The following is a 26376-nucleotide window of genomic DNA, read 5'->3' as shown; positions in this document are numbered from 1 at the left end:
CCAGAACGCACACTCGACCCGGCCAAAACGCTGGCTCGATCGGCTGGCCGGAGCTCCGCTAACAGCTAACTGAGCCGCTCGATCACCATCGCCATGCCCTGGCCGCCGCCCACGCACATCGTCTCCAGACCGAATGCCTTGTCGTGGGTCTGCAGGTTGTTCAGCAGGGTGGTGGTGATGCGTGCGCCGGTCATGCCGAACGGGTGTCCCAGGGCGATCGCTCCGCCCGAGACGTTCAGCTTGTCCTCGTCGATGCCCAGCTCGCGGGCCGATCCCAGCACCTGCACGGCGAAGGCTTCGTTGATTTCGACCAGGTCAATGTCGTTGATGGACATGCCAGCTCGTTCGAGTGCCTTCTTGCAGGCCTCGATCGGGCCGAGGCCCATGATCTCAGGGGACAAACCGCTGACGCCGGTGGACACGATGCGTGCCAAGGGCGTCAGACCGAGCTCCTTGGCCTTGGTGTCGCTGGTGATCACCACCGCCGCTGCGCCGTCGTTGAGTGGGCAGGCGTTCCCGGCGGTCACGGTGCCGTTGGGCCGGAACACCGGTTTGAGCTCGCTCACCTTCTCGTAGGTGGTACCGGCCCGGGGGCCGTCGTCAGCGCTGACCGTGCTGCCGTCCGGGAGCCTGACCGGGGTGATCTCGCGCTGGAAGAAGCCGCTCTTGATCGCCTCCTCGGCGCGGTTCTGGCTGCGTACACCCCAGTGGTCCTGGTCTTCGCGGGAGATGCCGGTGAGGATTGCGACGTTTTCCGCGGTCTGGCCCATCGCGATATAGACGTCGGGCAGCTTGCCGTCGGCGCGGGGGTCGTGCCATTCGTCGGCGCCGGCGGCCGCAGCAGTGGAGCGTTCCTGGGCCTCGTCGAAGATCGGGTTCTTGGTGTCCGGCCAGGAGTCGGAGTTGCCCTTGCCGAACCGGGAAACTGTCTCCACCCCCGCGGAGATGAATGCGTCGCCTTCGCCGGCCTTGATCGCGTGGAATGCCATTCGGGTGGTCTGCAACGACGACGAGCAGTACCGGTTGACCGTGGTGCCCGGCAAGAAGTCATAGCCGAGCGCAACCGCGACGACGCGCGCGATGTTGAAGCCCGACTCGCCGCCGGGTAGACCACAGCCCATGATCAGGTCGTCGATCTGGTGTGGGTTCAGCGCGGGGACCTTGTCCAGTGCGGCACGCACTATCTGCACGGCCAGGTCGTCGGGCCGCATGGTGACCAGCGAGCCTTTCATGGCGCGGCCGATGGGCGAGCGGGCGGTTGAGACGATGACGGCTTCCGGCATGACGGACTCCCTCCATTGGGGTGTGCGAAGCAAAATCTAGCTTGGCGACGATGCGGCCCGCGAAGCGGGGCGAGGAGGAGTCCGGCGATTGGGTTGGGCCTGGCGACGATGCGACCCGCGAAGCGGCCACCCCCGAGCTGGCGGGCTAGACGACCCCGGCCGAGCTCAGCCCCCGGCCGGTGCGGCGACGGCTGCGGGCACGGTCGGCAGCGGACGCCGCCATAGCCGCGACATGATGCTGCCTCGGGTGGGCTCACACCCGCGTGCCGGCGCAGCGGGTCGGAATGGCAGCTCACCCCCCGGGCGGGCGATCTTTCCGCCCAGCGCGTCGCGCAGGGCGAGCAACAGCTGGTCGGCTGCCAACGCGTAGGCGGTGGCCGACGGGTGGTATCGGTCGGCGGAGAACATGCCTTCGGGAGCGGCCCGGAATTGGGGCGCGAGCAGGTGTGCCAACGGCACCGGCACCCCACCGGCAGCTTTGACCGCGACGGTCTGGGCGCGGGCCAGCCGCGTGGCACGGGTGTGTGCCAGGGAACGCAGCGGCTGCGGGATGGCCGTGATGACGCCGAAGTCGGGACAGGTGCCGACGACCACGGCCGCGCCGCGGGCGCGCAGTCTGCGCACCGATGAGGCCAGCCGCTCGGCGGATTCTCCGATGCGGTTGAGGGACGTGACGTCGTTGGCGCCGATGATGATCACCGCCGCGTCCGGCGGCGGTCCGGCCACGAACATCGCATCGACTTGACCGCTAACGCCTTTCGAGGTGGCGCCGACGATGGCTTTGGTGCTCAACCGGACCCGCTTGCCGGTCTGCTCGGCGAGTTTGCGTGCGATCAGCACCCCCGGGACTTCCTCGCCGCTGGTACATCCGTATCCGCACGCCGTCGAGTCGCCGAACATCATCAGGTGCAGGTCGAACGGTGTTCCGCGGCGCCACCGTTGCACCGGCCCGCCGCCGCGGGTGTAAACGCCATCGGCACGAGGCGGCATGTCGCAGGCTCGGGGAATGACCGTGCGCACGTGTGTCGCCTGGCCGACCAGCAAGTTACGTGCGCCCAGATAAGCCGTGCCCGTCGAGGCAAGTGCACCTGCTGTGGCCAAAGCGATAGTCGAACGTCGCGGCACGCTTATGCCCACGAGACCAGTTTAGATCGGCTTCGCTGTTTGCGCGGGTAGCTGACAAAACAGGTGAATTACGGTGCGGATCAATTGTGATATCGAATCAGACGCTACGATCGTTGGCTCGGGAATATGCTGTCAAGCTAAGTCGGACGAGTTGGCTGACCGCCTCGGGGGCGCAGGTGAACCGGACGCTCAACCTTTTCGTCACATGCTGTATCGGACTACAACGGCGTAGGAAGTGTTGAGCATGACGGCACCGAACAGGGTATCCGGTTCCCCCAGACATCCGATTCGCCCACGCGACGTGCTCAAGGCACGTAGACTACAGGCACGTAGATTTGCCATCAGCGACGGCGCTCCGGTTGAGGTCGTCGAGTCTGGCCCAAGTATTGCTGCGCGAGTTGCTACGCTGACGTCGCGGCTGACGATCCGGCCCGTCCTCACTGTGGGTAGCTACGTTCCGCATGTGCCGTGGCCATGGGGCCTGATCGACCACGCGGCCAAGATGCTGCTTCCGGCACCAGTAACCGTCAGGGCCTCAGTGAGCTTGCCGAATGCGTCGGCGCAACTGGTCCGGGCGCGCGGCGTGCTGCCCGCGGACGGCACCCGGCGAGTGGTTCTGTATCTGCACGGCGGCGCGTTCTTGACCTGTGGAGCAAACTCGCACGGACGGCTCGTCGAGTTGCTCTCACAGTTTGCTGATTCGCCCGTCCTGATCGTCAACTATCGGCTGATGCCCAAGCACTCGATCGGGATGGCGCTCGACGACTGTCACGACGGCTACCGTTGGCTGCGGCTGTTAGGTTACGACCCGGAGCAGATAGTACTGGCCGGCGACTCCGCTGGCGGCTATCTCGCATTGGCGCTCGCGCAGCGGCTGCAGGACGAGGACGAGGAGCCGGCCGCTCTGGTGGCGATCTCGCCACTGCTACAGCTGGCAAAGGAGAACAAGCAAGCGCACCCGAACATCAAGACCGATGCGATGTTCCCGGCGAAGGCCTTCGATGCGCTCGGCGAATTGGTTGCTAGCGCAGCCGCCAACAACGCTGTCGACGGCAAACCCGAGGAGCTTTACGAGCCACTGGAGCACATCCGGCCGGGCCTGCCGCGAACGCTGATTCACGTGTCCGGATCCGAGGTGCTGTTGCACGATGCACAGCTAGCCGCGCGCAAGCTGGCGGCGGCCGGCGTGCCCGCCGAGCTTCGGGTCTGGCCCGGCCAGGTGCACGACTTCCAGGTCGCAGCGCCGCTGCTGCCCGAGGCGGTGCGCTCGCTGCGCCAGATCGGCGAGTACATCCGGGAAGCCACCGGCTAGCAGCTGGATGTACGCGGTCCCAAACCGCCTGAGACCATGAACGTATGCGGATCGCGCAGCACATCAGTGACCTCATCGGCGGCACACCACTGGTCCGTCTGAACTCGGTCGTCCCGGGCGGGGCCGCGACCGTTGCGGCAAAGATCGAATATCTCAGCCCGGGTGGCAGTTCCAAGGACCGGATCGCGGTGAAGATGATCGACGCCGCGGAGGCCAGCGGACAGCTCAGACCGGGCGGCACCATCGTCGAACCCACCTCCGGCAACACCGGGGTCGGGCTGGCGTTGGTGGCTCAGCGCCGCGGGTACCGGTGCGTGTTCGTCTGTCCCGACAAGGTCAGTGAGGACAAGCGAAATGTGTTGCGCGCCTACGGCGCCGAGGTAGTCGTGTGCCCGACGGCGGTGCCGCCCGCCGACCCGGACAGCTACTACAGCGTCTCCGACCGGTTGGTCAGGGAAATCGACGGCGCCTGGAAGCCCGACCAGTACGCCAACCCCGAAGGACCGGCCAGCCACTACGCCACCACCGGGCCGGAAATCTGGGCCGACACCGACGGCAAGGTCACCCATTTCGTCGCCGGCATCGGCACCGGCGGAACGATCACCGGCGCGGGCCGCTATCTCAAAGAGGTGTCCGGAGGTCGGGTGCGCATCATCGGCGCCGACCCCGAGGGATCGGTGTATTCGGGCGGCACCGGCCGCCCCTATCTGGTCGAGGGGGTCGGCGAGGACTTCTGGCCGGCGGCCTACGACCCTTCGGTTCCCGACGAGATCATCGCGGTGTCAGACGCCGACTCGTTCGACATGACCAGGCGGCTGGCCCGCGAGGAAGCGCTACTGGTGGGCGGGTCGTGTGGGATGGCGGTGGTGGCGGCATTGAAAGTTGCCGCAACCGCCGGACCCGACGCGCTGGTTGTCGTCCTGCTGCCCGACGGCGGCCGCGGCTATATGTCGAAGATCTTCAATGACGCGTGGATGTCGTCCTACGGATTCTTGCGGAGCCGTCTCGACGGGTCGACCGAGGAAGCCACCGTCGGTGATGTGTTGCGCCGCAAGTCCGGTGCGTTGCCCGATCTGGTGCACACCCATCCGTCGGAGACGGTGCGCGACGCGATCGGGATTCTTCGCGAGTACGGGGTGTCGCAGATGCCCGTCGTCGGCGCCGAGCCGCCGGTGATGGCCGGCGAGGTTGCCGGCAGCGTATCCGAACGCGAATTGCTGTCGGCCGTTTTCGAGGGCCGCGCCAAGCTGGCCGATGCCGTGTCACAACATATGAGCCCGCCGCTGAAGCTGATCGGGGCCGGCGAATTGGTCAGCGTGGCCGAAAAGGCGTTGCGGGACAGCGATGCGTTGATGGTGGTGGAGGAAGGCAAACCGGTCGGCGTGATTACCCGCTACGACCTGCTGGGTTTCCTGTCCGAAGGCGCGGGTCGACGCTGAGTGACCGCGGGGATAGCCACCCGACACGGCGCTGCCGGCGGCTTTCGCCCAGCCTCCCAACGGCATCCGACCTCAGGTACTGTAAGGCCGCCTCAAGCGAACCCTGAGTGGAAGGTTGCTCCCATGACCGATCAGCCGCCCCCCGGCGGGTCTTACCCCCCACCGCCACCGCCTCCCGGCTCTTCCGGCGGGTTTGAGCCACCGTCCCAGCCTTCGCAGCCGAGCGGCGGCTCCTACCCGCCGCCGCCTCCGCCTGGCGGGTCTTATCCGCCGCCACCCCCTCCCGAGGGCGGCTATCCGCCACCGCCGCCTCCGTCGGCCGCCGGCTACGCGCCGCCGCCGCCCGGGCCGGCGATCCGCTCCCAGCCGACGGAGTCCTACACCCCGTGGATCACCCGCGTACTGGCGTTCCTCATCGACACCGCTCCGATTGTCGTCGTCTACGGCATCGGCTGGGTGATCGCAATGGTGACCCAGCAGTCGTCGTGCGTCACCAGCGTCAATCAGTACGACGTGAGCCAGTACTGCTATGCGCAGGACTCGATCATCGGTGTGCTGGCGCAAGGGCTGGCGTCGCTGGCGATACTGGCCTACTGGGTGTGGAACTACGGCTACCGCCAAGGCACCACCGGGTCGAGCATCGGCAAGTCGGTGCTGAAGTTCAAGGTGGTCAGCGAAACCACCGGGCAGCCGTTGGGCTTCGGGATGTCGCTGGTACGCCAGCTCGCACACTTTGTCGACGCGATCATCTGCTACGTCGGCTTCCTGTTCCCGTTGTGGGACGCCAAGCGACAGACGCTGGCTGACAAGATCATGACCACGGTCTGCCTGCCGGTCTGACCCCGGCAGCGACTCGGCAAGGCGCTATCCCGGTCGTGACACCACGGCCCGGGGTAGCGCCTTGCTATTAGGCTGGCCACCGATGAATGACGACCACCGGCGGCATCACCGGTTCAGCGGGCTAGCCACCAAAGCCATCCACGCCGGCTACCCGCCCGATCCGGCAACCGGAGCCGTCAACGCTCCGATCTATGCCAGCAGTACGTTCGCCCAGGACGGTGTCGGCGGACTGCGCGGCGGCTACGAATACGCTCGCACCGGCAACCCGACGCGGGCCGCCTTGGAGGCGTCGCTGGCCGCCGTCGAGGAGGGCGGGCACTGCCGGGCGTTCGGCTCCGGGATGGCGGCCGCCGATTGTGCGCTGCGGGCCATGCTGTCACCCGGGGACCACGTGGTCATCCCCGACGACGCGTACGGCGGCACCTTCCGGCTGATCGACAAGGTGTTCACCCGGTGGAACGTCGAGTACACGCCGGTGGCGCTTTCCGATCTGGATGCGGTGCGCGCTGCGATCACCCCGCGCACCCGGCTGATCTGGGTGGAAACACCGACCAACCCGTTGCTGTCGATCGCCGACATCGGCGGGATCGTCCAGCTGGGCGCGGAAAGCTCCGCAAAAGTTTTGGTGGACAACACGTTTGCATCGCCGGCGCTGCAGCAGCCGTTGACGCTGGGCGCCGACGTGGTGTTGCACTCGACCACCAAGTACATCGGCGGGCACTCCGACGTCGTGGGCGGTGCCCTGGTCACCAACGACGAGGAGCTGGACCAAGCGTTCGGCTTCTTGCAGAACGGGGCGGGAGCCGTGCCGGGTCCGTTCGACGCCTATCTGACCATGCGCGGGCTGAAGACCTTGGTGCTGCGGATGCAACGGCACAGCGAAAATGCTGGTGCCGTAGCCCAATTCCTCGCCGCGCATCCCGCGGTCGGCAGTGTGCTGTACCCGGGGCTCCCGGACCACCCCGGGCATGACGTCGCCGCGCGGCAAATGCGCGGCTTCGGTGGCATGGTCTCGGTGCGCATGAAAGCGGGGCGGGAAGCCGCCCGGAATCTATGCGCCAACACCGAGGTCTTCATCCTGGCCGAATCGCTGGGCGGGGTGGAGTCGCTGATCGAGTATCCCGCCGCCATGACCCATGCGTCGACGGCTGGTTCGCAGCTCGAGGTTCCCGACGATCTGGTGCGGCTTTCGGTCGGCATCGAGGACATCGACGATCTGCTCGGCGATCTAGAGCAGGCGCTCGGCTAGGCGCACCGACGGCTGACCGGATGTTCGGGCGCGATTACGAGTGATAGGGCTCGGCGCTGACCAGGGTGACCTCGACGGTGTTGCCGTTGGGCACCTTGTAGCTGCGGGTCTCACCGACCTTGGCGTCGATCAGCGCGCCGCCCAGCGGTGAATTCGGCGAGTAGACCTCGAGCTTGCCGTCGTTGACGCCCTCTTGGCGGGTGGCGATCAGGAACGTTTCGGTGTCGGACTCGTCGCCGTTGTAGTAGACCTTGACGACCGACCCGGGCAGGGCCACCCCCGACTGCGTGGGCGCTTCGCCGACCTTGGCATTGCTGAGCAGGTCCTGTAGCTGACGGATGCGAGCTTCCTGCTGGCCTTGTTCCTCGCGAGCGGCGTGGTAGCCGCCGTTTTCGCGCAGGTCACCTTCCTCACGGCGGTCGTTGATTTCGGCGGCGATGATCGGACGATTCGCGATCAATTGTTCGAGCTCGGCCTTGAGTCGGTCATGTGACTCCTGGGTCAACCAGGTCACCTGAGTATCCGTCATCTCGTCGCGCTCCTTGTGTTCTCTTATGCGTATTCGCATAAGGTGCTGATCCCGCTGTCGGTGTGCGGGTTCCCGCCCCGTTGCTGTCACGCCGTTTTGCTCACGGCCGTTAATGCAGCAATACACGGTCCAAAGCAGGACCGTGCATCCAGCAATGTTACCACTGCGCAAACACTCGGTGACGGCATCTGCGCAGTTGGGCTCACGAAGAGCCGGAAGATGTGCCTCAAGACGAGCGCAGATATGCGGGCACGTCTGTGCCGCAACCATATATGTCCGCCATCACCGGCGGCTTGCTCGATTTCAGCGTCGTCGTCACCTGCACGGTGTTTTGATCCGACGGTGCCACCAGCACTTCGCGTCGACCCGTCTCGCTGCCGTCGTGGGCGCGAACCCGGACAATGCAGTCCACGGGTCGTGACGGGTCTTTGCGGGTCACGCTGATCGTCACCGACGCCGTTTCGTTGTCGATCACCCGATAGGCGGCCAGCGAGCCGGTGACGTCACTGGTGCCGATCCGTTGGTAGGCGATGAAGGCCACGGCCAATCCGGCCGCCACGGCCGCCACCGACAAGGTGGTGGCCAGGCGCCGCCGCGACCGGCTGGACAGCCGCGATCGACCGTAGCGGGCTTCGGGACGGGAAACGGGTACTGGTTTCATACCTGGATGGTTGCCTGGATGGTTGGCGGAGTCCGGGGTGCGGCCGAGGAGGATGGGACGATCGAGAACTGGAATTATAGGGTCGCAACCGGGCGAGCAGCAGAGCGGCCGGCCGGCACAGGAACTAGGGAGCACGTGAGCGAACTGCGGTTGATGGCGGTGCACGCCCACCCCGACGACGAGTCCAGTAAGGGTGCGGCCACCCTGGCCCGCTACGCCGACGAGGGTCATCGGGTGTTGGTGGTGACCTTGACCGGCGGCGAGCGCGGCGAAATTCTCAACCCGGCGATGGACCTGCCCGACGTGCATGGCCACATCTCGGAGATCCGCCGCGACGAGATGGCCAAGGCTGCCGAGATCCTCGGTGTGGAGCACACCTGGCTGGGCTTCGTCGACTCCGGACTTCCCAAGGGCGACCCGCCACCACCGCTGCCCGAAGGCTGCTTTGCGCTGGTCCCGCTGGAGGAGTCGATCGAGGCGCTGGTGCGGGTGGTTCGAGACTTCCGGCCGCACGTGATCACCACCTACGACGAGAACGGCGGGTACCCGCATCCGGATCACATTCGTTGCCATCAGGTCTCGATCGGCGCCTACGAGGCGGCCGGCGACTACCGTCGATTCCCGGATGCCGGTGAGCCGTGGACGGTGTCCAAGCTGTACTACATCCACGGCTTTTTGCGGGAGCGGATGCGCATATTGCAGGAGGAGTTCATCAAGCGCGGCCAGGAGGGTCCGTTCGCGAAGTGGCTCGAGCACTGGCATCCCGACCACGATCCCTTTGCCAACCGGGTGACGACGCGCGTGGAATGCTCGAAGTACTTCGCGCAGCGTGACGACGCGCTGCGCGCACACGCCACCCAGATCGACCCGAACGCCGAGTTCTTCGCCGCTCCGCTGTCCTGGCAGCAGGAGCTATGGCCGACCGAGGAATTCGAATTGGCGCGCTCGCGCGTTCCCGTCCGCCTGCCGGAGACGGAGTTGTTCGCCGGGATCGAGCCGGACCAGTGAACGGCGTTTTGCTCAGCGTGATTGCAGACGATGCCCCCCGCAACCACGGCCCCGATTTCGGTAAGGCCAGTCCGGTGGGGCTGCTGGTCATCGTGCTGCTCGTGGTCGCCACGCTGTTCCTGGTGCGATCGATGAACCGGCAACTGAAAAAGGTTCCCGAATCGTTCGACCGCCAGCACCCCGAGCCCGACCAGGCCGCCGACGAAGGCACCGACCCGGTCACTCCCGACGAGCCGCCCGGTACCGACGGTAAGGGATCCGCGCGACCACCGGGACCCGCCGATGACCCCGGCTGATCCGACCGGAGCCAATACCCTGGCGGCGGCCACCAGCCCGTACCTGCGGCAGCACGCCGACAACCCGGTGCACTGGCAGCAATGGACGCCGCAGGCCCTGGCCGAGGCGGCCGCGCGCGACGTGCCGATCCTGCTATCGGTGGGTTACGCCGCCTGCCACTGGTGTCACGTCATGGCTCACGAATCCTTCGCCGACGACGAGGTGGCCGCCGCGATGAACGCCGGATTCGTCTGCATCAAGGTCGATCGCGAGGAACGACCGGACATCGACGCGGTCTACATGAACGCCACCGTCGCGCTGACCGGGCAGGGCGGCTGGCCGATGACCTGTTTCCTCACCCCCGACGGCCGACCATTTTTTTGCGGCACCTACTACCCGAAAGATGCTTTCCTGCAACTGCTTTCGGCTATATCCGAGACCTGGGAGCAGCGCCGCGACGAGGTCGAGCAGGCCTCGGACCATATCGCCGGCGAGCTGCGCTCGATGGCGTCCGGCCTGCCCGGCGGCGGGCCGGACGTTGCGCCGCAGTTGTGCGATCACGCCGTCGCGGTGGTGCTGGGTGACCAGGACACGGCTCACGGCGGCTGGGGCAGGGCACCGAAATTCCCGCCGTCGGCGTTGCTCGAAGGGCTGCTACGACACTACGAGCGCACCGGTTCCTTGGAAGCGCTGCAGGCGGTGTCGCGCACCGGCACCGCGATGGCCCGGGGCGGCATCTACGACCAACTCGCCGGCGGCTTCGCCCGATACAGCGTCGACAACGCTTGGGTGGTACCGCATTTCGAGAAGATGCTGTACGACAACGCGCTGCTGCTGCGCGCCTACGCACACTGGGCCCGGCGTACCGGGGATCCGCTGGCCCGCCGAATCACCGCCGAGACCGCGCGGTTCTTGCTCGACGAGCTGGCCGACGGTGACATGTTCACGTCATCGCTGGACGCCGACGCCGACGGCCGCGAGGGCTCGACGTACGTATGGACCCCCGCGGAGCTGACCGAGGTGCTCGGTGCCGATGACGGGCGTTGGGCCGCAGAGGTTTTCGAGGTCACCCGGTCCGGCACCTTCGAACATGGGGCCTCGGTGCTGCAGCTACTCAGGGACCCCGGCGACCCGCAGCGTTTCGAGCGGATCAAGGGCGCGTTGTTGGCGGCCCGGCTCACCCGTGTCCAGCCGGGGCGCGACGACAAGGTCGTCACCTCCTGGAACGGGCTGGCAATTACCGCGCTGGCCGAGGCCGGCGTGGCATTGCCGGAGCCACGACTGGTGCAAGCCGCGCAGCGCTGCGCGGCCGCGCTGCTGGACTTGCACGTCGTCGACGGCCGGTTGCGGCGTGCCAGCCTGGGCGGGGTGGTGGGCGACAGCGCCGCCATCTTGGAGGACCACGCGATGCTGGCCACCGGTCTGCTGGCGCTGTACCAGCTGACCTCCGATGCGGCCTGGCTAACGGCGGCTAGCGGCTTGCTCGATACGGCGTTGCAGCATTTTGCCGACCCGCTGCATCCGGGTCGGTGGTTCGACACCGCCGACGATGCCGAGCAGCTGATGTTGCGGCCCGCCGACCCGCTGGACGGGGCGACACCGTCCGGCGCGTCGTCGATCGCCGAGGCGTTGCTGACCGCCGCGCACTTGGTCGAGCCTGGCCGCGCCCAGCGGTATCTGCAGGCGGCCACGGACACGCTGCGCGAACATGCGGTATTGCTGGCCCGGGCGCCACGGTCGGCGGGTCACTGGCTCTCGGTCGCCGAGGCGGCGATACGCGGGCCACTGCAGATCGCTGTCGCGTGTGCCGATCCGCAGTCACCGTTGTTGGCCACCGCTCGCCGGCTCGCGCCGGGAGGGGCGATCGTCATCGGTGGCCCGGTGGGCTCGTCGGCGCTGCTGATCGACCGGGACCGGGTGGGAGGTGCCGACGCGGCCTACGTGTGCCGGGGACGAGTCTGTGACCTGCCGGTGACGAGTTCAGACGAACTCGTCGCCGCTCTGCAACCGCCGGGATAGTAGCGTGCCCCCCATGCCGGACCGCACCGACAGAGCCCGGGCGATCGCTGACACCGTCCACCGTTACATCGCGGTGCTCAACGACGGCGGCGTCGAGGACTTGGTCAGCTTCTACGCCGCCGACGCCACTCTCGAGGATCCCGTCGGTGGGGAGGTGCATATCGGCACGCAGGCAATCCGCGGCTTCTACTCGGCGATTGCCGGGCTCGAGCGGGTCTGTGAGTTGGTGTCGCTGCGGGTTTCCGGCAACGAGGCGGCGTTCCAGTTTCGGCTGACCGTGACGGCGGGCGACAACGCAATGCGGGTGGAGCCCATCGAGGTGATGGTTTTCGACGACCGCGGAAAGGTCACCGCGATGAAGGCGTACTGGTCGGCCGACGACGTCACCCGGTTTTAGCCTGCCGACGATCCCGGCCGCGGCGCGGGCGGCTAGAACACCACAAACCACATCGCGATGTAATGGCAGATCGCCGCGACCGCGGTGCAGGCGTGGAAGAACTCGTGATAGCCGAACGTCGATGGCCACGGATCTGGCCACCGTACCGCGTAGAGAATGCCGCCGACGCTGTACAACGCGCCACCGACGAACAGCAACACCAGCGCCGTCACCCCCGCGTTGTGCAGGATCGTCGCGGTGTACCAGACGGCCACCCAGCCCAGCAGGAGATAGAGGGGCACGCCCACCCAGCGCGGCGCGGTCGGCCAGAACATCTTCAGCAGCACCCCGGCGATCGCACCACCCCACACGATCGACAACACCACTCGTCCGGCGTGGCCCGGCAGGGCCAACAGCGCAAACGGCGTGTAGCTGCCCGCGATGAACACGAAGATCATCGAATGATCGGCGCGCTTCATCCAGGCGCGGGCCGACGGGGATTCCCAGTTAACTCGGTGATAGGTGGCGCTGACGGTGAACATCACCACGGTGGCCATGATGTAGGCCAACGTGGCCAGCCCGGCCTTGGTGGAACTGACGGCCCACGAAACCGCGACCAGCGACGCCCCGGCGAATACGGCGGCGCCGGCCGAGTAGACGTGGATCCAGCCCCGGAAGCGGGGTTTGGTCAGGGCCCGGGTAACGCCTTCGACGATGTGGTGGGCAGCATTGGACGGTGTCAGCCCGTGTGATTCGGGTGCTGCGGCGGTAGCCGTGCTGGCCTGGCTGCTCATGTCTCCCATCTCCCCGTGGTGTTATTGCCGGTAACGGTCACAATCACCCTAGTCGGGTCGGTCGTCGCAGACCGTTACGACGTGGGCGCGCGTGCGGTGATTTTGGCCGGATCAAGGCCGGAATCTGGTGTACATCACAGTAGTCTGGATTCTCGTGGAGATCATCCCGCCGCGGCTCAAAGAGCCGTTGTATCGGATTTACGAGCTTCGGTTGCGGCAGGGTCTGGCCGCCACTCGATCCGAATTGCCGAGACACATCGCGGTGCTGTGCGACGGCAACCGCCGCTGGGCGCGCAGCGCGGGTTACGAGGACGTCAGCTACGGCTACCGGATGGGTGCCGCCAAGATTGCCGAGATGCTGCGGTGGTGCCAGGACGCCGGCATCGAGATGACCACCGTCTACCTGCTTTCCACCGAGAACCTGCAGCGTGATCCCGACGAGCTTGCCGGACTCATCGAGATCATCACCGACGTTGTCGAAGAGATCTGCGCCCCGGCCAACCGCTGGAGTGTGCGTACCGTCGGGGATCTGGGGCTGATCGGCGAGGAGCCGGCCCGTCGGGTGCGTGATGCGGTGGAATCGACCCCCGAGACGGCGTCGTTCCATGTCAACGTCGCGGTAGGCTACGGCGGGCGCCGGGAGATCGTCGACGCGGTTCGGGCGTTGTTGAGCAAAGAATTGGCCAACGGCGCCAGCGCCGAGGAGCTGGTCGAGGCGGTGACCGAAGACGGCATTTCCGAAAATCTCTACACCTCGGGCCAACCCGACCCGGATTTGGTGATTCGCACCTCGGGCGAGCAACGCCTGTCTGGTTTTCTGCTGTGGCAAAGCGCCTATTCGGAGATGTGGTTCACCGAAGCACACTGGCCCGCGTTCCGCCGAGTCGATTTTCTGCGCGCGCTGCGCGATTACAGCCAGCGCCATCGGCGGTACGGCAAGTAACCCGTGCCGATCGCAAGCGCGGCGAAGCCGGGCGTAGCGGGTCGGCACGCATCGGACCCCGTGCCAAACTGGATGCATGGCTGCGCTGTCGGCGGCGGTGTTCACACTGAGTCTGTGGCTGGGGCTGTATCTTTTGGCCCGTGATCCGCGCAAGCCGGTGCTGGTGTTGGCAGCGACCGGACTGTGCGGTTTCGCGCTGGTGGTGGCCTTGGATGCGGTGCGCACGACCAGCGTCGGGCACGCCGCGCTGCTGAGCCGACTGGAGATCTACCTTGTTGCCGTCCCCGGCGTCGCGTGGTTGGCGGTGCTCCTTGAGCTGGCCCGGCCGTGCGACAGCTGGCGGGCCCGCACCCGCGAGGTCATGCTCATCGGTGGTGTCGCGGCGCTGACCCTGTTCGGTGCGACGATGGCGGGCGGCGTCACCGGCCCACTGCGGGCCGGCCACCTGATGATGTTGGCGGTGATATCCGCGTCCACCCTCGGCGCGATGGCGGTCGCGGTGCTGCGGCCCGCGCAGCCGACGCCCGTCGTTGGCGTGGTGATCGTGGCAACCCTGTTCTTCGCGCTGGCCAATGCCGTCCTGGTCATTCCACTGGGCCTGGTGCCCAGCTGGCTGGCTCTGGCGTCGACGGGTTTCGACGTCTTGGCGCTCGGGGTGGCGGTTGCCCTGTGGGACGCCTTCGACGAGGGCCAGGCGTTGCGGGCAGACATGCTGCGCTCGTTCTTCGGAACACTGGCGGTGGCGGTGTTGTTCGGCGGTCAGGCGCTGATCGGATTGGCGGTGACCCGCACTGAACCGACGGCGCAGACCGCGCTGACGGTGCTGCTTTTCACCAGCCTGGCGATCGCGATCATCGTGCAGGTGCTGGCCGATCCGCTGGCCGGGCTGCTGGACCGGCTGGCGTTTTCCCGGTCGCCCGCGCTGCGCGCCGACCGGGCCGCGCTGCGGCATACCGGGGCGGGTTTGCCGCTGCGGTCGGTGAACCCCCTCGCCGACATGGACGACGACACCTTCGTCCGGCTCACCCGCCGGGCGTTGGGCCACTACGGCGATCTGACCAAACTTGTCGCCAGCCCGCTGACCGCGTTGCCGGTGATCGATGAGCGGTTGGCCGCACGCGGGGCACCCGATCATCCTTTGGAGCGGGCCAACGAACTCAAGGCGGTGCTGGCTGACGGCATTGCCCGGCTCAAGCCGCGCGGCGCCGGCGATTTCGGAACCACCGAACATTGGCGTTACTACAACTCGCTGTATTTCCCCTACGTCGTGGGCGTGCGCGCCTACGCGCAAAACGCCACCGCTGCCGGTTTGGACGCGACCGCCCGCCAAGCCTGGCAGTGGCTGGTCACCGAGGTGCCGCAGCGCTCACTGCACAACTGGCAGAACGCCGCGGCTCGGCTGATCGCCGCCGATCTGCGCGGGCGGATCACCGTTCCCAGCGATTAGCCCGGGCGCCGGCCGGCGTACCATCCTCAGCGTCTTGAGCGTCGAATTCCTTGTTGGGCAGGGCGAAAAGGGTTAGTCATGGCAGCAAAGCTTCCGCCGGCCAGGGTCGCGCGGATCGTCGAGTCGGTGCGGCATCATCTCGGTCGACTGCATCGTGGGCTGGTTCCGGCACCGGTTGCGCTGATGGAAATGATCCTGCAGGCGTGGGCGGCACAGGCGATCGCCGTCGCCGCGGACCTCGGTATCGCTGACGCGCTCGCCAAGGGGCCGATGACCGCCGAGGAACTCGCGGCAGCCGTCGGCGCCGACGCCGACGCCGTCAGCCGGTTACTGCGAGCCCTGATCGGACGCGGCGTCTTTCGGCGGTGCCGCGACGGCCGCTACGCCTTGACCCCGCTGGCCGAGGCTCTTCGCAGCGATGCCGACGTGTCGTTGGCAGGGATGGCTCGATTTGTCGGGGCTCCTGCTCATCGAGAGCACTGGAGCCGGCTGACGGATGCGGTGCGCAGCGGTCACACCATCGTCCCGGCATTGCGCGGCAAGCCGTTCTTCGACTATCTCGCCGGCGAACCGGCGCTCAACGAAATCTTCAACCAGGCCATGACAAGCTCGTCGGAACTGTCGATCGCGCCGGTGGTCGCCGCCTACGACTTCAGCGACTGCGGCACCGTCGTCGACGTCGGCGGCGGACATGGCCGGCTGTTGGCCGCGATCCTGAGGTCGGCGCCGCAGGCGCGTGGCATCCTGTTCGACCTTGGTCATGTGGTTGCCGGAGCCCCCGACCTGCTTTCCGAACACCGGGTCGCTGACCGGGTTCGGATCGAAGCTGGTTCGTTCTTCGGCGAGATACCGACCGGCGGCGACGCCTACGTCCTCAAGCACATCATCCACGATTGGCCCGACGACGACGCGGTGCGAATCCTTCGCAACGTCCGTGCCGCGGCGGCAGCGGGCACGAAGGTCTTGCTCATCGAGCAGGTGATTCCGCCGCACGATCGGGAATTCATGGGCAAATGGGTCGACCTGGAGATGCTGCTGCTCGCGGACGCGCGCGAACGCACCGCCGACGAGTACGGCCGACTCCTCGGGCGCGCGGGCTTTCGCATGACCCGGGTGGTGGCAACCGCCTCGCCATACAGCCTGGTCGAGGGCATCGCGGTGTGACCTTGGCCCGTCGATGGCAGTAGCTGGCAGTGCCATGCGTCGATCTGGCAGTGCTCGGGCGGCACGGTGAAACCTGTTCGACCAACCGCCTTCCACACAGCCAAGGGGTAATAGCATGACCGCTCTTTCCGATCCGACAATCCGGCCTCTGTACGACTCGACGGACTCGCTGCTGCGGTTCGCGATGCGCGCCGATGCCACCTTGACGGGACTGGCGGGTTTGGCCGTCGCCGTCGCCGCCGACCCGATTTCGCAGATGACCGGCCTGACGTCCGGCCAGGAGTACAGCATGGGCGCTTTCTTCGTGCTCTACGGCCTGGTGGTGTTCGGACTTGCCGCGCTGCCGAACCTGCGCCGGGCCGGCATCGGCGTCATCGTGAGCAACGTCGTCTACACCCTGGCCGCAGTCGTGGCTGCCGAGCTGGTGCCCATGACCGCCGTTGGCGTGGCCGCGACCCTGGCCAGCGGCGGATACACGGCGTTGTTCGCCGGTCTGCAGTACCTGGGGGTGCGCCGACTGGCCGCCTAGCCACCGTGCCGCTGACGCGGGGTGCCGCTCTATGCCGTGGACGCCCCGCGTCAGCCCATTCCGGCCGCGCTTTCGGCACAAGCGGAAAACGTCGCGGGCGGGCTGTTGTTCGGCAAGCACGGATTTTGCGGCCCATCGCCGGTCTGAGTCGGCACCGGCTCGAGGCGGGCCTACTACAGCTTGCGCAGCCGCAGCCGGTTGATCGAGTGGTCGGCGTCTTTGCGCAGCACCAGGGTGGCCCGCGGCCGGGTCGGCAGGATGTTCTCGACGAGGTTGGGCCGGTTGATCGACCGCCAGATCTCGCGGGCGGCGACCACGGCCTGCGGGTCGGACAATGCCGAATAGTGGTGAAAGTGTGACTCCGGGTTGGCGAAGGCCGTGCTGCGCATGGCCAAGAACCGCGACACGTACCACTGCTCGATGTCCTCGATGCGCGCGTCGACGTAGAGGGAGAAGTCGAACAGGTCCGAGACCATCAGGGTCGGTCCGGTCTGTAAGACGTTGAGCCCCTCCAAGATTAGGATATCCGGATGGCGGACCACGTGTTTGGCCCCCGGAATGATGTCGTAGTGCAGATGTGAATACACGGGCGCACACGCATATTCCGAGCCCGACTTCACCGAGGTCACGAACCGCATCAGCGCCCGGCGGTTATAGCTCTCCGGAAAACCCTTGCGGTGCATGAGGCTTCGCCGCTCCAGCTCGGCGTTGGGGTAGAGAAAGCCGTCGGTGGTCACCAAGTCCACCCGCGGATGATGGTCCCAGCGGGCAAGCAGCGCCTGTAGCACTCGTGCGGTGGTCGACTTGCCGACGGCCACGCTGCCGGCCACACCGATGATGAACGGCACCGGCCGGTCCGGGTTTTGTTGCGGCTCGCCGAGGAATTCGGCGGTGGCGGCGAACAACCGCTGACGGGCGGCGACCTGAAGATGGATGAGCCGGGCCAGCGGCAGATACACCTCTTCGACTTCCAACAGGTCGATCTGCTCACCCAGACCACGCAGGCCGACCAATTCCTCTTCGGTGAGGGCCAGTGGGGTCGACATACGAAGCGCGCGCCATTGCTTTCGGTCGAACTCGACATACGGGCTCGGCTCGCTAAGCCGTGGCATGGTGTCAGTCTTGCAGGGATCGACGCGGGTCTGACGGCTGGGCCGGGTAAAGCGCGTGGCAAGGCCACGGTGAAGCGCCGGGCTATCAGCGACGACCGGACCCGGCGGACAGGGTCGCCGACGGGTACCCGGTTTCCTGCCTGACGGGGGTGAGACCTCCGGTAGCCGCGGGCGACCACGGGATCGGGTGCGCCGAACACGATCAGCCGCGAAGCGGCGCCCTCGATAGACTGGCGCGCGTGACTGCCGCACCTGACGCCCGTACTTCTGCCCACGTAAGGGCTTCCGAGACCAGCTCGGTCATGTCCGCCCCGCTGGCCGAGGTCGACCCCGATATCGCAGAGCTGCTGGGCAAGGAACTCGGCCGGCAACGAGACACCTTGGAGATGATCGCCTCGGAGAATTTCGTGCCGCGATCGGTGTTGCAGGCCCAGGGCAGCGTGCTGACCAACAAGTATGCGGAGGGGCTGCCGGGCCGGCGGTACTACGGCGGTTGTGAGCACGTCGACGTGGTGGAAAACATCGCCCGGGACCGGGCCAAGGCACTGTTTGGCGCTGATTTCGCCAACGTCCAGCCGCATTCGGGCGCCCAGGCCAACGCCGCGGTCCTGCATGCGCTGATGACCCCGGGGGAGCGGCTGCTGGGTCTGGACCTCGCCAACGGCGGCCACCTGACCCATGGCATGCGGCTGAACTTCTCCGGCAAGTTGTACGAGAACGGGTTCTACGGTGTGGATCCCACGACGCACCTGATCGACATGGACGTGGTGCGTGCCAAGGCGCTGGAATTCCGCCCCGAGGTGATCATCGCCGGCTGGTCGGCCTACCCCCGGATTCTCGACTTCGCGGCGTTTCGCGCCATCGCCGACGAGGTCGACGCGAAGTTGTGGGTGGACATGGCGCATTTCGCCGGTTTGGTTGCCGCCGGATTGCATCCCTCGCCGGTGCCGCACGCCGACGTGGTTTCCACCACGGTGCACAAGACGCTCGGCGGCGGCCGTTCCGGCATGATCCTGGGCAAGCAGGAGTATGCCAAGGCGATCAATTCGGCGGTGTTCCCCGGCCAGCAGGGCGGACCGTTGATGCATGTGATCGCGGGCAAGGCGGTCGCCCTCAAGATCGCTGCCACCACCGAGTTCGCCGACCGCCAGCGGCGCACCCTGTCCGGTGCCCGGATCCTCGCCGAACGACTGCTCGGTGACGATGTCGCCAAGGCCGGTGTCGCGGTCGTCAGCGGCGGAACCGATGTCCACCTGGTGCTGGTCGACCTGCGCAACTCTCCACTGGACGGCCAGGCCGCCGAGGATCTGTTGCACGAGGTGGGAATTACGGTCAACCGCAACGCTGTGCCCAACGACCCCCGCCCGCCCATGGTGACCTCGGGCCTGCGGATCGGAACGCCCGCGCTCGCGACCCGCGGGTTCGCCGACGCCGAATTCAGCGAAGTCGCCGACGTGATCGCTACCGCCCTGGCCGACGGCAGCGCTGCCGATGTCCCGGCGCTGCGCGCCCGGGTGACCCGTCTGGCCAGGGAGTTTCCGCTCTACGAGGGCCTCGAGGACTGGAGCCTGGCAGGTCGCTAACCTGCGGCGAAACCGTTGTCAGCGCGATCACGCGGGTAAGCCACGACACGCGCAGCCCCAATTTCACGAAACCTGTGTCGTCGGGTTACAGTTACCGCATGGCACAGAAACCTGTCGCTAATGCGCTGACCCTAGAACTCGAGCCTGTGGTGGAAGAGAACATGGCTCGACATCTTGACACCGAGGACATCTGGTTCGCCCACGACTACGTTCCGTTCGACCGGGGTGAGAACTTCGCCTTCCTCGGCGGACGGGATTGGGATCCGTCCCAGGCGACGTTGCCGCGGGTCATCACCGACGCCTGCGAGATACTGCTGATCCTCAAGGACAACCTGGCCGGCCATCACCGCGAGCTGGTCGAGCACTTCATCCTCGAGGAGTGGTGGGGCCGCTGGCTTGGCAGGTGGACCGCGGAAGAGCATCTGCACGCCATCGCGCTGCGCGAATACCTCGTGGTGACCCGCGAGGTGGACCCGGTCGCCAACGAAGAGGTCCGGGTCCAGCACGTCATGAAGGGCTACCGCGCCGACGCGTACACGCAAGTGGAGACCCTGGTCTACATGGCGTTCTACGAGCGCTCCCTTGCCGTGTTCTGCCAAAATCTGGCCGCACAGATCGAGGAGCCGATCCTGGCCGGGTTGATCGACCGGATCGCCCGGGACGAGGCGCGCCACGAGCTGTTCTTCGCCAACCTGGTGACCCATTGCCTCAACGTCACCCGGGACGAGACGATCGCCGCGATCGCGGCCCGCGCCGCCGACCTCGAGGTCGTCGGTGGCGACATTGACGCCTACCAGGACAAGGTGCAGAAGGTGGCCGAGGCCGGGATCTTCGGCCCGCAGCAGCGGCGGCAGGTGATTTCCGATCGCATCACCGCCTGGGGTGTGGCCGATGAGCCCGCTCTCAAGCAGTTCGTCACCGGTTAGCCCCGACCTCCACGGAGCACGTCGGCGCGCCTGTCCTGCGGGAGCGTCGTCACCGGAGTAGCGTCGCAGTCGATGGTCAGCGACATGCTCTGCTGCCAGGGCGGCACCTTCCGTCACTACAACGGCAGGACCGGCCTCGGTCCTGGTGCCGCGGCCCGCGCCGACACGCTCGTGTGGGTTCGCGCGAGCGTCATTCGCTCGAGGAGCGTTTCGTGACCGATATCCGGACGTATGTGCTCGACACCTCTGTGCTGCTGTCCGATCCCTGGGCGTGCAGTCGGTTCGCCGAACACGAGGTGGTGGTTCCGCTAGTGGTGATCAGCGAATTGGAAGCCAAACGCCATCACCACGAGCTGGGCTGGTTCGCCCGCCAGGCGCTGCGCTTGTTCGATGACCTCCGGCTGGAGCACGGACGGCTGGATCAGCCCATTCCCGTTGGTGCCCAAGGCGGTACGCTGCACGTCGAACTCAACCACAGCGACCCGGCGGTGCTGCCCGCCGGCTTCCGGACCGACAGCAACGACTCCCGGATCTTGAGCTGTGCTGCCAACCTCGCCGCCGAGGGCAGGCGCGTCACGTTGGTCAGCAAGGACATCCCCCTGCGGGTCAAGGCCGCCGCGGTGGGCCTGCCCGCCGACGAGTACCACGCACAGGACGTAGTCGCCTCCGGATGGTCGGGGATGCGCGAGATCGAAACCGCTGCCGAGGAGATCGCCGCTCTGTTCGCCGATGGCGAAATCGACCTGGCCGAAGCCCGGGACCTGCCCTGCCACACCGGGATTCGGCTGCTGGGCGGTAGTTCGCATGCGCTGGGCCGGGTGAACCCGGCCAAACGCGTCCAGCTGGTTCGCGGTGACCGCGAAGTGTTCGGGCTGCGCGGCCGGTCCGCCGAGCAACGGGTAGCGCTCGACCTGCTGCTCGACGAGTCGGTGGGCATCGTCTCGTTGGGTGGTAAGGCCGGCACCGGAAAGTCGGCGCTGGCGTTGTGTGCGGGCCTGGAGGCCGTGCTGGAGCGCCGGACCCACCGCAAGGTGGTCGTCTTCCGCCCGCTGTATGCCGTCGGCGGCCAGGAGCTGGGCTACCTGCCTGGCAGCGAGAGCGACAAGATGGGCCCCTGGGCCCAGGCCGTCTTCGACACGCTCGAAGGGCTGGCCAGCCCCGCGGTGCTGGACGAGGTCCTGTCCCGGGGGATGCTCGAGGTGCTGCCGCTGACCCACATTCGGGGCCGCTCATTGCACGACTCGTTCGTCATCGTCGACGAGGCCCAATCGCTGGAACGCAACGTGCTGCTGACGGTGCTGTCCCGGCTGGGCACCGGGTCGCGGGTGGTGTTGACCCATGACATCGCGCAGCGCGACAACCTGCGGGTCGGCCGCCACGACGGGATCGTCGCGGTGATCGAGAAGCTCAAGGGTCATCCGCTGTTCGCCCACATCACGCTGCTGCGCAGTGAGCGGTCCCCGATCGCCGCACTGGTCACCGAGATGCTGGAAGAAATCACCGGGCCACGCTGACGGGTGTTACGCCGGGATCATCGAGCGTGCGTCCTGGGCTGCGGTTGTGTGTCCAGGGCGGCGAAATTCGGCGGATTTCGCCTTGAGCACCCGCTCGACGCCGCGAGCGCACACTCGACGCCCGGTAAACTTCCTAGGTGCCCAAACGACCCGACAACCAGGCCTGGCGTTACTGGCGCACGGTCATAGGTGTCGGGGCGGCCGTCGCGGTGCTGGTGATCGGCGGGCTGACCGGTCACGTCACCCGCGCGGACAACCTCAATTGTTCGGTGGCCAAGTGTGTGGCGCTGACCTTCGATGACGGGCCGGGACCGTACACCGACCGGCTGCTGCAGATCCTGAAAGACAACGACGCCAAAGCGACGTTCTTCCTGATCGGCAACAAGGTGGCGGCCAACCCGGCGGGCGCCAAACGCATCGCCGACGCCGGCATGGAGATTGGCAGCCACACCTGGGAACACCCGAACATGACGACGATCCCTCCCGAGGACATCGCCGGCCAGTTCGCCAGGGCCAACGACGCCATCACCGCGGCCACCGGCCGCACACCCACGCTGTACCGTCCGGCGGGCGGTCTGTCCAACGACGCGGTGCGGCGAACCGCCGCAACCTTCGGCCAAGCCGAAATCCTTTGGGACGTCATTCCTTTCGACTGGGCCAACGACTCCAACACGGCGGCTACCCGGCTCTTGCTGATGAGCCAGATCAAGCCGGGCTCGGTGGTGCTGTTCCACGACACTTACTCCAGCACCGTCGACCTGGTGTACCAGTTCATCCCGGTGCTCAAGGCCAACGGCTACCGGCTGGTGACGGTCAGTGAGCTGCTCGGGCCGCGCGCGCCCGGGAGCAGCTACGGCAGCAGGGAGAACGGGCCACCCGTCAACGAACTGCACGACATCCCGGCCGCCGACATCCCGTCGTTGCCCAACACCCCCTCGCCCAAGCCGATGCCCAACTTCCCGATCACCGACATTCCCGGCCAAAACTCGGGTGGGCCGAACAACGGTGCGTAGCGCTCGCGCCTCCGCAGCCGAAGCGCATCCACCCAGCGCCCGCAGGTTGTTGGCTCACTATGCGCTCGGCCTCGCCATCGCCTACGTCCTCGCAGTCCTCGACGCCTCGGCCGTCTTGATTCCGCTGAGAGGCCACACCTACGTCGACTTCGCCGAGAAGAACATGGCGTTGGTATCGGTGTTGGTCGTGTTGGGGACGGTCGGCGTCGCGGTGGGTGGCGCCCTCCTCCTGGCTCCCACGCTGCGGTGGTTCGTCCCGGGCGACGAGCCCACCCCGCGGCAGCGAGAGGCCGCGATCAAACTCGGCGGCCGCCAGTCGGCCATCCTGATAGGTGCTTGGTCAGCGTCTGGCTCGGTGCTGATGCTGATCAATCATGCTGATGGCGCCAAGATATTGCTGCCCATTCTGCTCGGTGTGCTGATAGGTGGACCCGCCGCCGCGGGCACCGGATTGCTGCTCGCACAACGCACCCTGCGGCCGATCATGGGAGTGGCCACCCGAGGATGTCAGCCGCGCCTGACGGTCCCCGGCGTGTTGGCGCGACTGGTCCTGTTGTGGTTATTGTGCAGCGCGATCCCCATCGGGGTGATCGCCGCCTTTGTCGTGCTGCGGTCCTATGGCTGGCTGATTCAGGAGACGGCATCGCTGGACGTGCCCATCTTGGTGGTGTCGCTGGCAGCGCTGCTGCTTGGGCTGCCGACGATGATCCTGACGTCGCGATCCATTTCCGATCCGCTCGACGAGATCGTTGACGCGATGGCGCAGGTCGAACACGGCAACATCGCCACCTACGTCGGCGCCTACGAACGCTCCCAAATAGGGCGACTGCAAACCGGATTCAACCGGATGGTCGCCGGGCTCGAGGAACGGGAGCGGCTGCGTGACCTGTTCGGCCGCTACGTCGGCACCGACGTGGCCCGCCGGGCCATCGAAGAGGGCTCGTCACTGTCGGGCGACGTGGTGGAGGCCGCAGTCCTCTACATCGACCTGGTGGGTTCGACGCAGCTGGCCGAAAATCGTCCGCCGCAAGAGGTGGCTCACGTGCTCAACGACTTCTTCCGGATAGTCGTGGACGCTGTGGACGAATATCAGGGCCTGGTCAACAAATTCGAGGGTGATGCGGCGCTGGCGATCTTCGGAGCGCCGCTGCGCACGAGCAAACCGGCGTCGGCGGCGCTGGCGACGGCACGTGCGCTGGCGAGCCGATTACGTGAGCTGCCCGTGGTCGACTTCGGGATCGGCGTGTCGGCAGGACGGGTGTTTGCCGGCAATATCGGCGCCCAAAAACGGCACGAGTACACCGTTATCGGCGACGCCGTCAATGAAGCCGCGCGGCTGGCCGATCTCGCCAAAACATCGGACCGGCGCATCCTGAGCTCGGCGGCGGCCGTCGAGCGCGCGGCCGAGGACGAGCGTAGACGCTGGGCCGAGTGCTATTCCACGGTGCTGCGTGGCCGCTCCGAAGCCACGCACATTTCGGCACCAGTCGGCGATGCTTAGTGGGCGACTGCGACCACTCAGCTAGGCGTTGGGGGGGCGGTCGGCGGACGAGCCGCCGACGACGTCGACGCCGGTGCGGGCGAACTCGTCGATGCCGCGGTCTGGCTGGCGGGGGCGCCCGGCGCCTGGCTGACCGCGATGGTGCGCATGTGTGCGCCGGGCAGCTCATCGGCTGTGGTGGCGGCGAAATCAACCCGCAGATCGTAGAGATGATCGGCTGTCTGATATTTGAACGCGATCGGAATGTAGGGCTGCTGCTCGAAGCCGGCCACCATGTTGGGCGCGCCGAAGACGGCTCCGACGTCGGTGGCGGTACTGTCCCAGGTCCATCCTTCGGGGAGTTTGCCCCGGTAGAGGTATTTCTGTTCGCGGATGTCGTTGTACAACACGACGCCCACCACGGTGGCGTGTTCGTCAGGAACCAGCCCGAACCCCTCGTTGGGCACCCGGACGACATCGGTCAGCGCGCGGATATCCTGCGGGTCCGGGGTTGACTGTTGACAAAGCTTTGGGTCGCCGTAACAAACCCGTCCGGGTCCGCCGGGCGCCGAGTTGAGGTAGTCCCGCAACGTCGGGTCGGTCAGCATGTTTTTTCCCAGTGCCCATTGCCAAATCTCGCCGCTGGGTGTCGCCGGCACCGCGGCCGCGGGGACCGAGATGACCGCCCAGGCCGAGGTTAATACCGTCAAGACCGCCGCCAAGGCGAGGCAGCACTTGCTTATCGGTCGAGCCATATCGGAAGTATGGACGCGCGGGCGCGATTCGTCACGATTTCGACACCTTCAGCGCGGCGATGACCTTGCTGATCGTTGCCGCCGAGCCGGCGTCGCCGATGGGTGTGGCGCCCATGAAGATAGTGACCGGTTTGGTGTCGACCGCGACAATGGTGACGGTGTCACCCTTCACGTGGCGTGAGGTGTCGGCAATCGTGATGTCGGCGTCCACCCGGGCCGCCTTGACTCCGTCGACCGTGATCGACGACGTCTTCGTCGGCCCCAGGGTGGGCTGGGACTGCGAATAGCCCGGGCCGCTGGCCACACATTGCATCAGCTTCGATGCTTGTTTGCCGACGTCCATGCTGGAGACGAAGTTGGTGATGGCGACTTCGGCCTGCATCATCCACTGGCTGGCGCCGGGCACCTCTTGGCCGACACCAACGGCCTCGATCAGGTTAGGGCTCTGGTCGTCGGAGAACGGCGCCCAGCCGGGTGCCACGCTGGAAGGGAACGACAGTTTGCCGGCGCTGATCGTGCCGTCGTCGGGTTTGTCGCCACCGGACACGTTGGGCGTGCAGTCGGTCGCGGTCTGCTGAGAACCGTTGGGCGGAGAGGTCGGGGCGCTCGTCGTCGCCGACGATCCCGGGGAACTGGCCGTGGTCGAGCTGTCGCGATGGTTGAGCACCACCACCAGAACGATTACCAGCGCGATCACCCCCACCAGCGCGACGCCGGCGAGGATCAGCCACGGCATCTTCGAGCCGGGCGGCTTCGGCGGTGGTCCGGGCGGATACTGGCCCGGGGCCCAGCCGGGCGGATACTGCTGGCCGGGTTGCGGATACTGCTGGGGCTGATAGGGCGCCGCGCCGTAGGGATCGGTCCCTTGAGGGTTGGCGTACGGGCCACCCGGCGGGTACGGATACGAGCCGCCGCCCGGCGGCTGGCCACCCCAATAAGGTTGCTGCCCATACTGATTCGGATCTTGACCGTAAGGGCCGCCCGGGGGAGCCGTCATCT

General features: G+C 66.8%; 25 protein-coding genes. 17 read left to right on the top strand and 8 right to left on the bottom strand.

Annotated elements, in window-relative coordinates:
- Positions 1–65 precede the first annotated feature (65 nt).
- Positions 66–1283 carry an acetyl-CoA C-acetyltransferase gene (locus tag B4U45_RS08040; protein ID WP_075545761.1) on the bottom strand — a complete coding sequence of 406 codons (1218 nt, stop codon included), beginning with the start codon at positions 1281–1283 and terminating at the stop codon, positions 66–68.
- Positions 1284–1448: 165 nt separating this feature from the next.
- Entirely contained in the window at positions 1449–2408 is a 960-nt protein-coding gene (locus tag B4U45_RS08035) for an SGNH/GDSL hydrolase family protein (protein ID WP_089025268.1), read from the bottom strand.
- 244 nt (positions 2409–2652) lie between these two features.
- Between B4U45_RS08035 and B4U45_RS08030 the strand changes: the two genes are divergently transcribed.
- The 4 genes from B4U45_RS08030 (at position 2653) to B4U45_RS08015 (ending at position 7248) form a co-directional block, all read left to right on the top strand.
- Positions 2653–3720 carry an alpha/beta hydrolase gene (locus tag B4U45_RS08030; protein WP_075545759.1) on the top strand — a complete coding sequence of 356 codons (1068 nt, stop codon included), beginning with the start codon at positions 2653–2655 and terminating at the stop codon, positions 3718–3720.
- A gap of 44 nt (positions 3721–3764) precedes the next feature.
- The gene (locus B4U45_RS08025) at positions 3765–5159 is read left to right on the top strand and encodes a cystathionine beta-synthase (RefSeq protein WP_075545758.1); all 1395 of its coding nucleotides are present in this window, start codon (positions 3765–3767) and stop codon (positions 5157–5159) included.
- A gap of 123 nt (positions 5160–5282) precedes the next feature.
- On the top strand, positions 5283–5999 hold the full coding sequence (locus B4U45_RS08020) for an RDD family protein (protein WP_099184257.1): 717 nt from the start codon (positions 5283–5285) through the stop codon (positions 5997–5999).
- Between the two features lie 82 nt (positions 6000–6081).
- Complete coding sequence (locus B4U45_RS08015) at positions 6082–7248, top strand: cystathionine gamma-synthase (protein ID WP_075545756.1); 1167 nt, start codon at positions 6082–6084, stop codon at positions 7246–7248.
- 34 nt (positions 7249–7282) lie between these two features.
- On the opposite strand, the gene greA is transcribed toward B4U45_RS08015, so the two are convergent.
- Complete coding sequence (gene greA, locus B4U45_RS08010) at positions 7283–7777, bottom strand: transcription elongation factor GreA (protein ID WP_075545798.1); 495 nt, start codon at positions 7775–7777, stop codon at positions 7283–7285.
- A 226-nt stretch (positions 7778–8003) separates the two neighbouring features.
- Positions 8004–8438 carry a DUF4307 domain-containing protein gene (locus tag B4U45_RS08005; protein WP_075545755.1) on the bottom strand — a complete coding sequence of 145 codons (435 nt, stop codon included), beginning with the start codon at positions 8436–8438 and terminating at the stop codon, positions 8004–8006.
- A gap of 135 nt (positions 8439–8573) precedes the next feature.
- Between B4U45_RS08005 and mca the strand changes: the two genes are divergently transcribed.
- From mca to B4U45_RS07985, 4 genes are read left to right on the top strand one after another with little or no spacing between them, the layout of a single operon-like run.
- Positions 8574–9446 carry a mycothiol conjugate amidase Mca gene (gene mca, locus B4U45_RS08000; RefSeq protein WP_075545754.1) on the top strand — a complete coding sequence of 291 codons (873 nt, stop codon included), beginning with the start codon at positions 8574–8576 and terminating at the stop codon, positions 9444–9446.
- On the top strand, positions 9443–9742 hold the full coding sequence (locus B4U45_RS07995) for a hypothetical protein (RefSeq protein WP_075545753.1): 300 nt from the start codon (positions 9443–9445) through the stop codon (positions 9740–9742). Before mca ends, B4U45_RS07995 begins: the two co-directional genes overlap by 4 nt.
- On the top strand, positions 9729–11741 hold the full coding sequence (locus B4U45_RS07990; protein ID WP_099184256.1) for a thioredoxin domain-containing protein: 2013 nt from the start codon (positions 9729–9731) through the stop codon (positions 11739–11741). Before B4U45_RS07995 ends, B4U45_RS07990 begins: the two co-directional genes overlap by 14 nt.
- A 13-nt stretch (positions 11742–11754) precedes the next feature.
- Positions 11755–12138: a nuclear transport factor 2 family protein gene (locus B4U45_RS07985; RefSeq protein WP_075545751.1), complete on the top strand. Its 384-nt coding sequence runs from the start codon at positions 11755–11757 to the stop codon at positions 12136–12138.
- Between the two features lie 32 nt (positions 12139–12170).
- Here the strand turns inward: B4U45_RS07985 and trhA are convergent, their stop codons facing one another.
- Positions 12171–12911 carry a PAQR family membrane homeostasis protein TrhA gene (trhA, locus tag B4U45_RS07980; RefSeq protein WP_082275261.1) on the bottom strand — a complete coding sequence of 247 codons (741 nt, stop codon included), beginning with the start codon at positions 12909–12911 and terminating at the stop codon, positions 12171–12173.
- Between the two features lie 154 nt (positions 12912–13065).
- Between trhA and B4U45_RS07975 the strand changes: the two genes are divergently transcribed.
- The 4 genes from B4U45_RS07975 (at position 13066) to B4U45_RS07960 (ending at position 16994) form a co-directional block, all read left to right on the top strand.
- Positions 13066–13854 carry a (2Z,6E)-farnesyl diphosphate synthase gene (locus tag B4U45_RS07975; RefSeq protein ID WP_075545796.1) on the top strand — a complete coding sequence of 263 codons (789 nt, stop codon included), beginning with the start codon at positions 13066–13068 and terminating at the stop codon, positions 13852–13854.
- A gap of 76 nt (positions 13855–13930) precedes the next feature.
- On the top strand, positions 13931–15301 hold the full coding sequence (locus B4U45_RS07970; RefSeq protein WP_075545750.1) for a hypothetical protein: 1371 nt from the start codon (positions 13931–13933) through the stop codon (positions 15299–15301).
- 78 nt (positions 15302–15379) lie between these two features.
- Positions 15380–16465 (top strand): methyltransferase, encoded by a 1086-nt coding sequence (locus tag B4U45_RS07965; RefSeq protein ID WP_075545749.1) that lies wholly within the window; start codon positions 15380–15382, stop codon positions 16463–16465.
- A 115-nt stretch (positions 16466–16580) separates the two neighbouring features.
- Positions 16581–16994, top strand: coding sequence for a hypothetical protein (locus tag B4U45_RS07960; protein ID WP_075545748.1), 414 nt, complete (start codon positions 16581–16583; stop codon positions 16992–16994).
- 173 nt (positions 16995–17167) lie between these two features.
- On the opposite strand, the gene coaA is transcribed toward B4U45_RS07960, so the two are convergent.
- Positions 17168–18106, bottom strand: a complete 939-nt coding sequence (coaA, locus tag B4U45_RS07955) for a type I pantothenate kinase (RefSeq protein ID WP_075545021.1) — start codon at positions 18104–18106, stop codon at positions 17168–17170.
- Positions 18107–18408: 302 nt separating this feature from the next.
- On the opposite strand from coaA, the gene glyA reads away from it, so the two are divergent.
- From glyA to B4U45_RS07930, 5 genes are all read left to right on the top strand, one after another.
- A complete protein-coding gene (glyA, locus tag B4U45_RS07950; RefSeq protein WP_122511814.1) occupies positions 18409–19689 on the top strand; it encodes a serine hydroxymethyltransferase in 1281 nt (426 codons plus the stop codon).
- A gap of 98 nt (positions 19690–19787) precedes the next feature.
- Positions 19788–20615: an acyl-ACP desaturase gene (locus B4U45_RS07945; protein WP_075545746.1), complete on the top strand. Its 828-nt coding sequence runs from the start codon at positions 19788–19790 to the stop codon at positions 20613–20615.
- A gap of 212 nt (positions 20616–20827) precedes the next feature.
- The gene (locus B4U45_RS07940) at positions 20828–22129 is read left to right on the top strand and encodes an RNA 5'-3' helicase PhoH2 (protein ID WP_075545795.1); all 1302 of its coding nucleotides are present in this window, start codon (positions 20828–20830) and stop codon (positions 22127–22129) included.
- Between the two features lie 137 nt (positions 22130–22266).
- Positions 22267–23142, top strand: a complete 876-nt coding sequence (locus tag B4U45_RS07935) for a polysaccharide deacetylase family protein (RefSeq protein WP_075545745.1) — start codon at positions 22267–22269, stop codon at positions 23140–23142.
- Positions 23143–23191: 49 nt separating this feature from the next.
- Positions 23192–24643 (top strand): adenylate/guanylate cyclase domain-containing protein, encoded by a 1452-nt coding sequence (locus B4U45_RS07930; protein WP_075545794.1) that lies wholly within the window; start codon positions 23192–23194, stop codon positions 24641–24643.
- A gap of 17 nt (positions 24644–24660) precedes the next feature.
- On the opposite strand, the gene B4U45_RS07925 is transcribed toward B4U45_RS07930, so the two are convergent.
- Together B4U45_RS07925 and B4U45_RS07920 are read right to left on the bottom strand one after the other, a co-directional pair.
- The gene (locus B4U45_RS07925; RefSeq protein ID WP_131808259.1) at positions 24661–25377 is read right to left on the bottom strand and encodes a hypothetical protein; all 717 of its coding nucleotides are present in this window, start codon (positions 25375–25377) and stop codon (positions 24661–24663) included.
- Positions 25378–25408: 31 nt separating this feature from the next.
- Positions 25409–26374: a hypothetical protein gene (locus B4U45_RS07920; RefSeq protein WP_075545743.1), complete on the bottom strand. Its 966-nt coding sequence runs from the start codon at positions 26372–26374 to the stop codon at positions 25409–25411.
- Positions 26375–26376: the final 2 nt, after the last annotated feature.

This window comes from Mycobacterium persicum (assembly GCF_002086915.1).
GTDB lineage: Bacteria > Actinomycetota > Actinomycetes > Mycobacteriales > Mycobacteriaceae > Mycobacterium > Mycobacterium persicum.
Note: the sequence above shows the minus strand (reverse complement) of the source record. Positions and strands in the feature narration are given on the sequence as shown.

Coding starts and splice junctions, on each gene's coding strand:
- B4U45_RS07985 (WP_075545751.1), top strand. CDS start 11,755: ATGCCGGACCGCACCGACAGAGCCCGGGCGATCGCTGACACCGTCCAC.
- B4U45_RS08005 (WP_075545755.1), bottom strand. CDS start 8,438: ATGAAACCAGTACCCGTTTCCCGTCCCGAAGCCCGCTACGGTCGATCG.
- B4U45_RS07960 (WP_075545748.1), top strand. CDS start 16,581: ATGACCGCTCTTTCCGATCCGACAATCCGGCCTCTGTACGACTCGACG.
- glyA (WP_122511814.1), top strand. CDS start 18,409: ATGTCCGCCCCGCTGGCCGAGGTCGACCCCGATATCGCAGAGCTGCTG.
- B4U45_RS07990 (WP_099184256.1), top strand. CDS start 9,729: ATGACCCCGGCTGATCCGACCGGAGCCAATACCCTGGCGGCGGCCACC.
- B4U45_RS08020 (WP_099184257.1), top strand. CDS start 5,283: ATGACCGATCAGCCGCCCCCCGGCGGGTCTTACCCCCCACCGCCACCG.
- B4U45_RS07945 (WP_075545746.1), top strand. CDS start 19,788: ATGGCACAGAAACCTGTCGCTAATGCGCTGACCCTAGAACTCGAGCCT.
- B4U45_RS08025 (WP_075545758.1), top strand. CDS start 3,765: ATGCGGATCGCGCAGCACATCAGTGACCTCATCGGCGGCACACCACTG.
- greA (WP_075545798.1), bottom strand. CDS start 7,777: ATGACGGATACTCAGGTGACCTGGTTGACCCAGGAGTCACATGACCGA.
- trhA (WP_082275261.1), bottom strand. CDS start 12,911: ATGAGCAGCCAGGCCAGCACGGCTACCGCCGCAGCACCCGAATCACAC.
- B4U45_RS08015 (WP_075545756.1), top strand. CDS start 6,082: ATGAATGACGACCACCGGCGGCATCACCGGTTCAGCGGGCTAGCCACC.
- B4U45_RS07920 (WP_075545743.1), bottom strand. CDS start 26,374: ATGACGGCTCCCCCGGGCGGCCCTTACGGTCAAGATCCGAATCAGTAT.
- B4U45_RS07970 (WP_075545750.1), top strand. CDS start 13,931: ATGGCTGCGCTGTCGGCGGCGGTGTTCACACTGAGTCTGTGGCTGGGG.
- B4U45_RS08030 (WP_075545759.1), top strand. CDS start 2,653: ATGACGGCACCGAACAGGGTATCCGGTTCCCCCAGACATCCGATTCGC.
- B4U45_RS07965 (WP_075545749.1), top strand. CDS start 15,380: ATGGCAGCAAAGCTTCCGCCGGCCAGGGTCGCGCGGATCGTCGAGTCG.
- coaA (WP_075545021.1), bottom strand. CDS start 18,106: ATGCCACGGCTTAGCGAGCCGAGCCCGTATGTCGAGTTCGACCGAAAG.
- B4U45_RS08040 (WP_075545761.1), bottom strand. CDS start 1,283: ATGCCGGAAGCCGTCATCGTCTCAACCGCCCGCTCGCCCATCGGCCGC.
- B4U45_RS07925 (WP_131808259.1), bottom strand. CDS start 25,377: ATGGCTCGACCGATAAGCAAGTGCTGCCTCGCCTTGGCGGCGGTCTTG.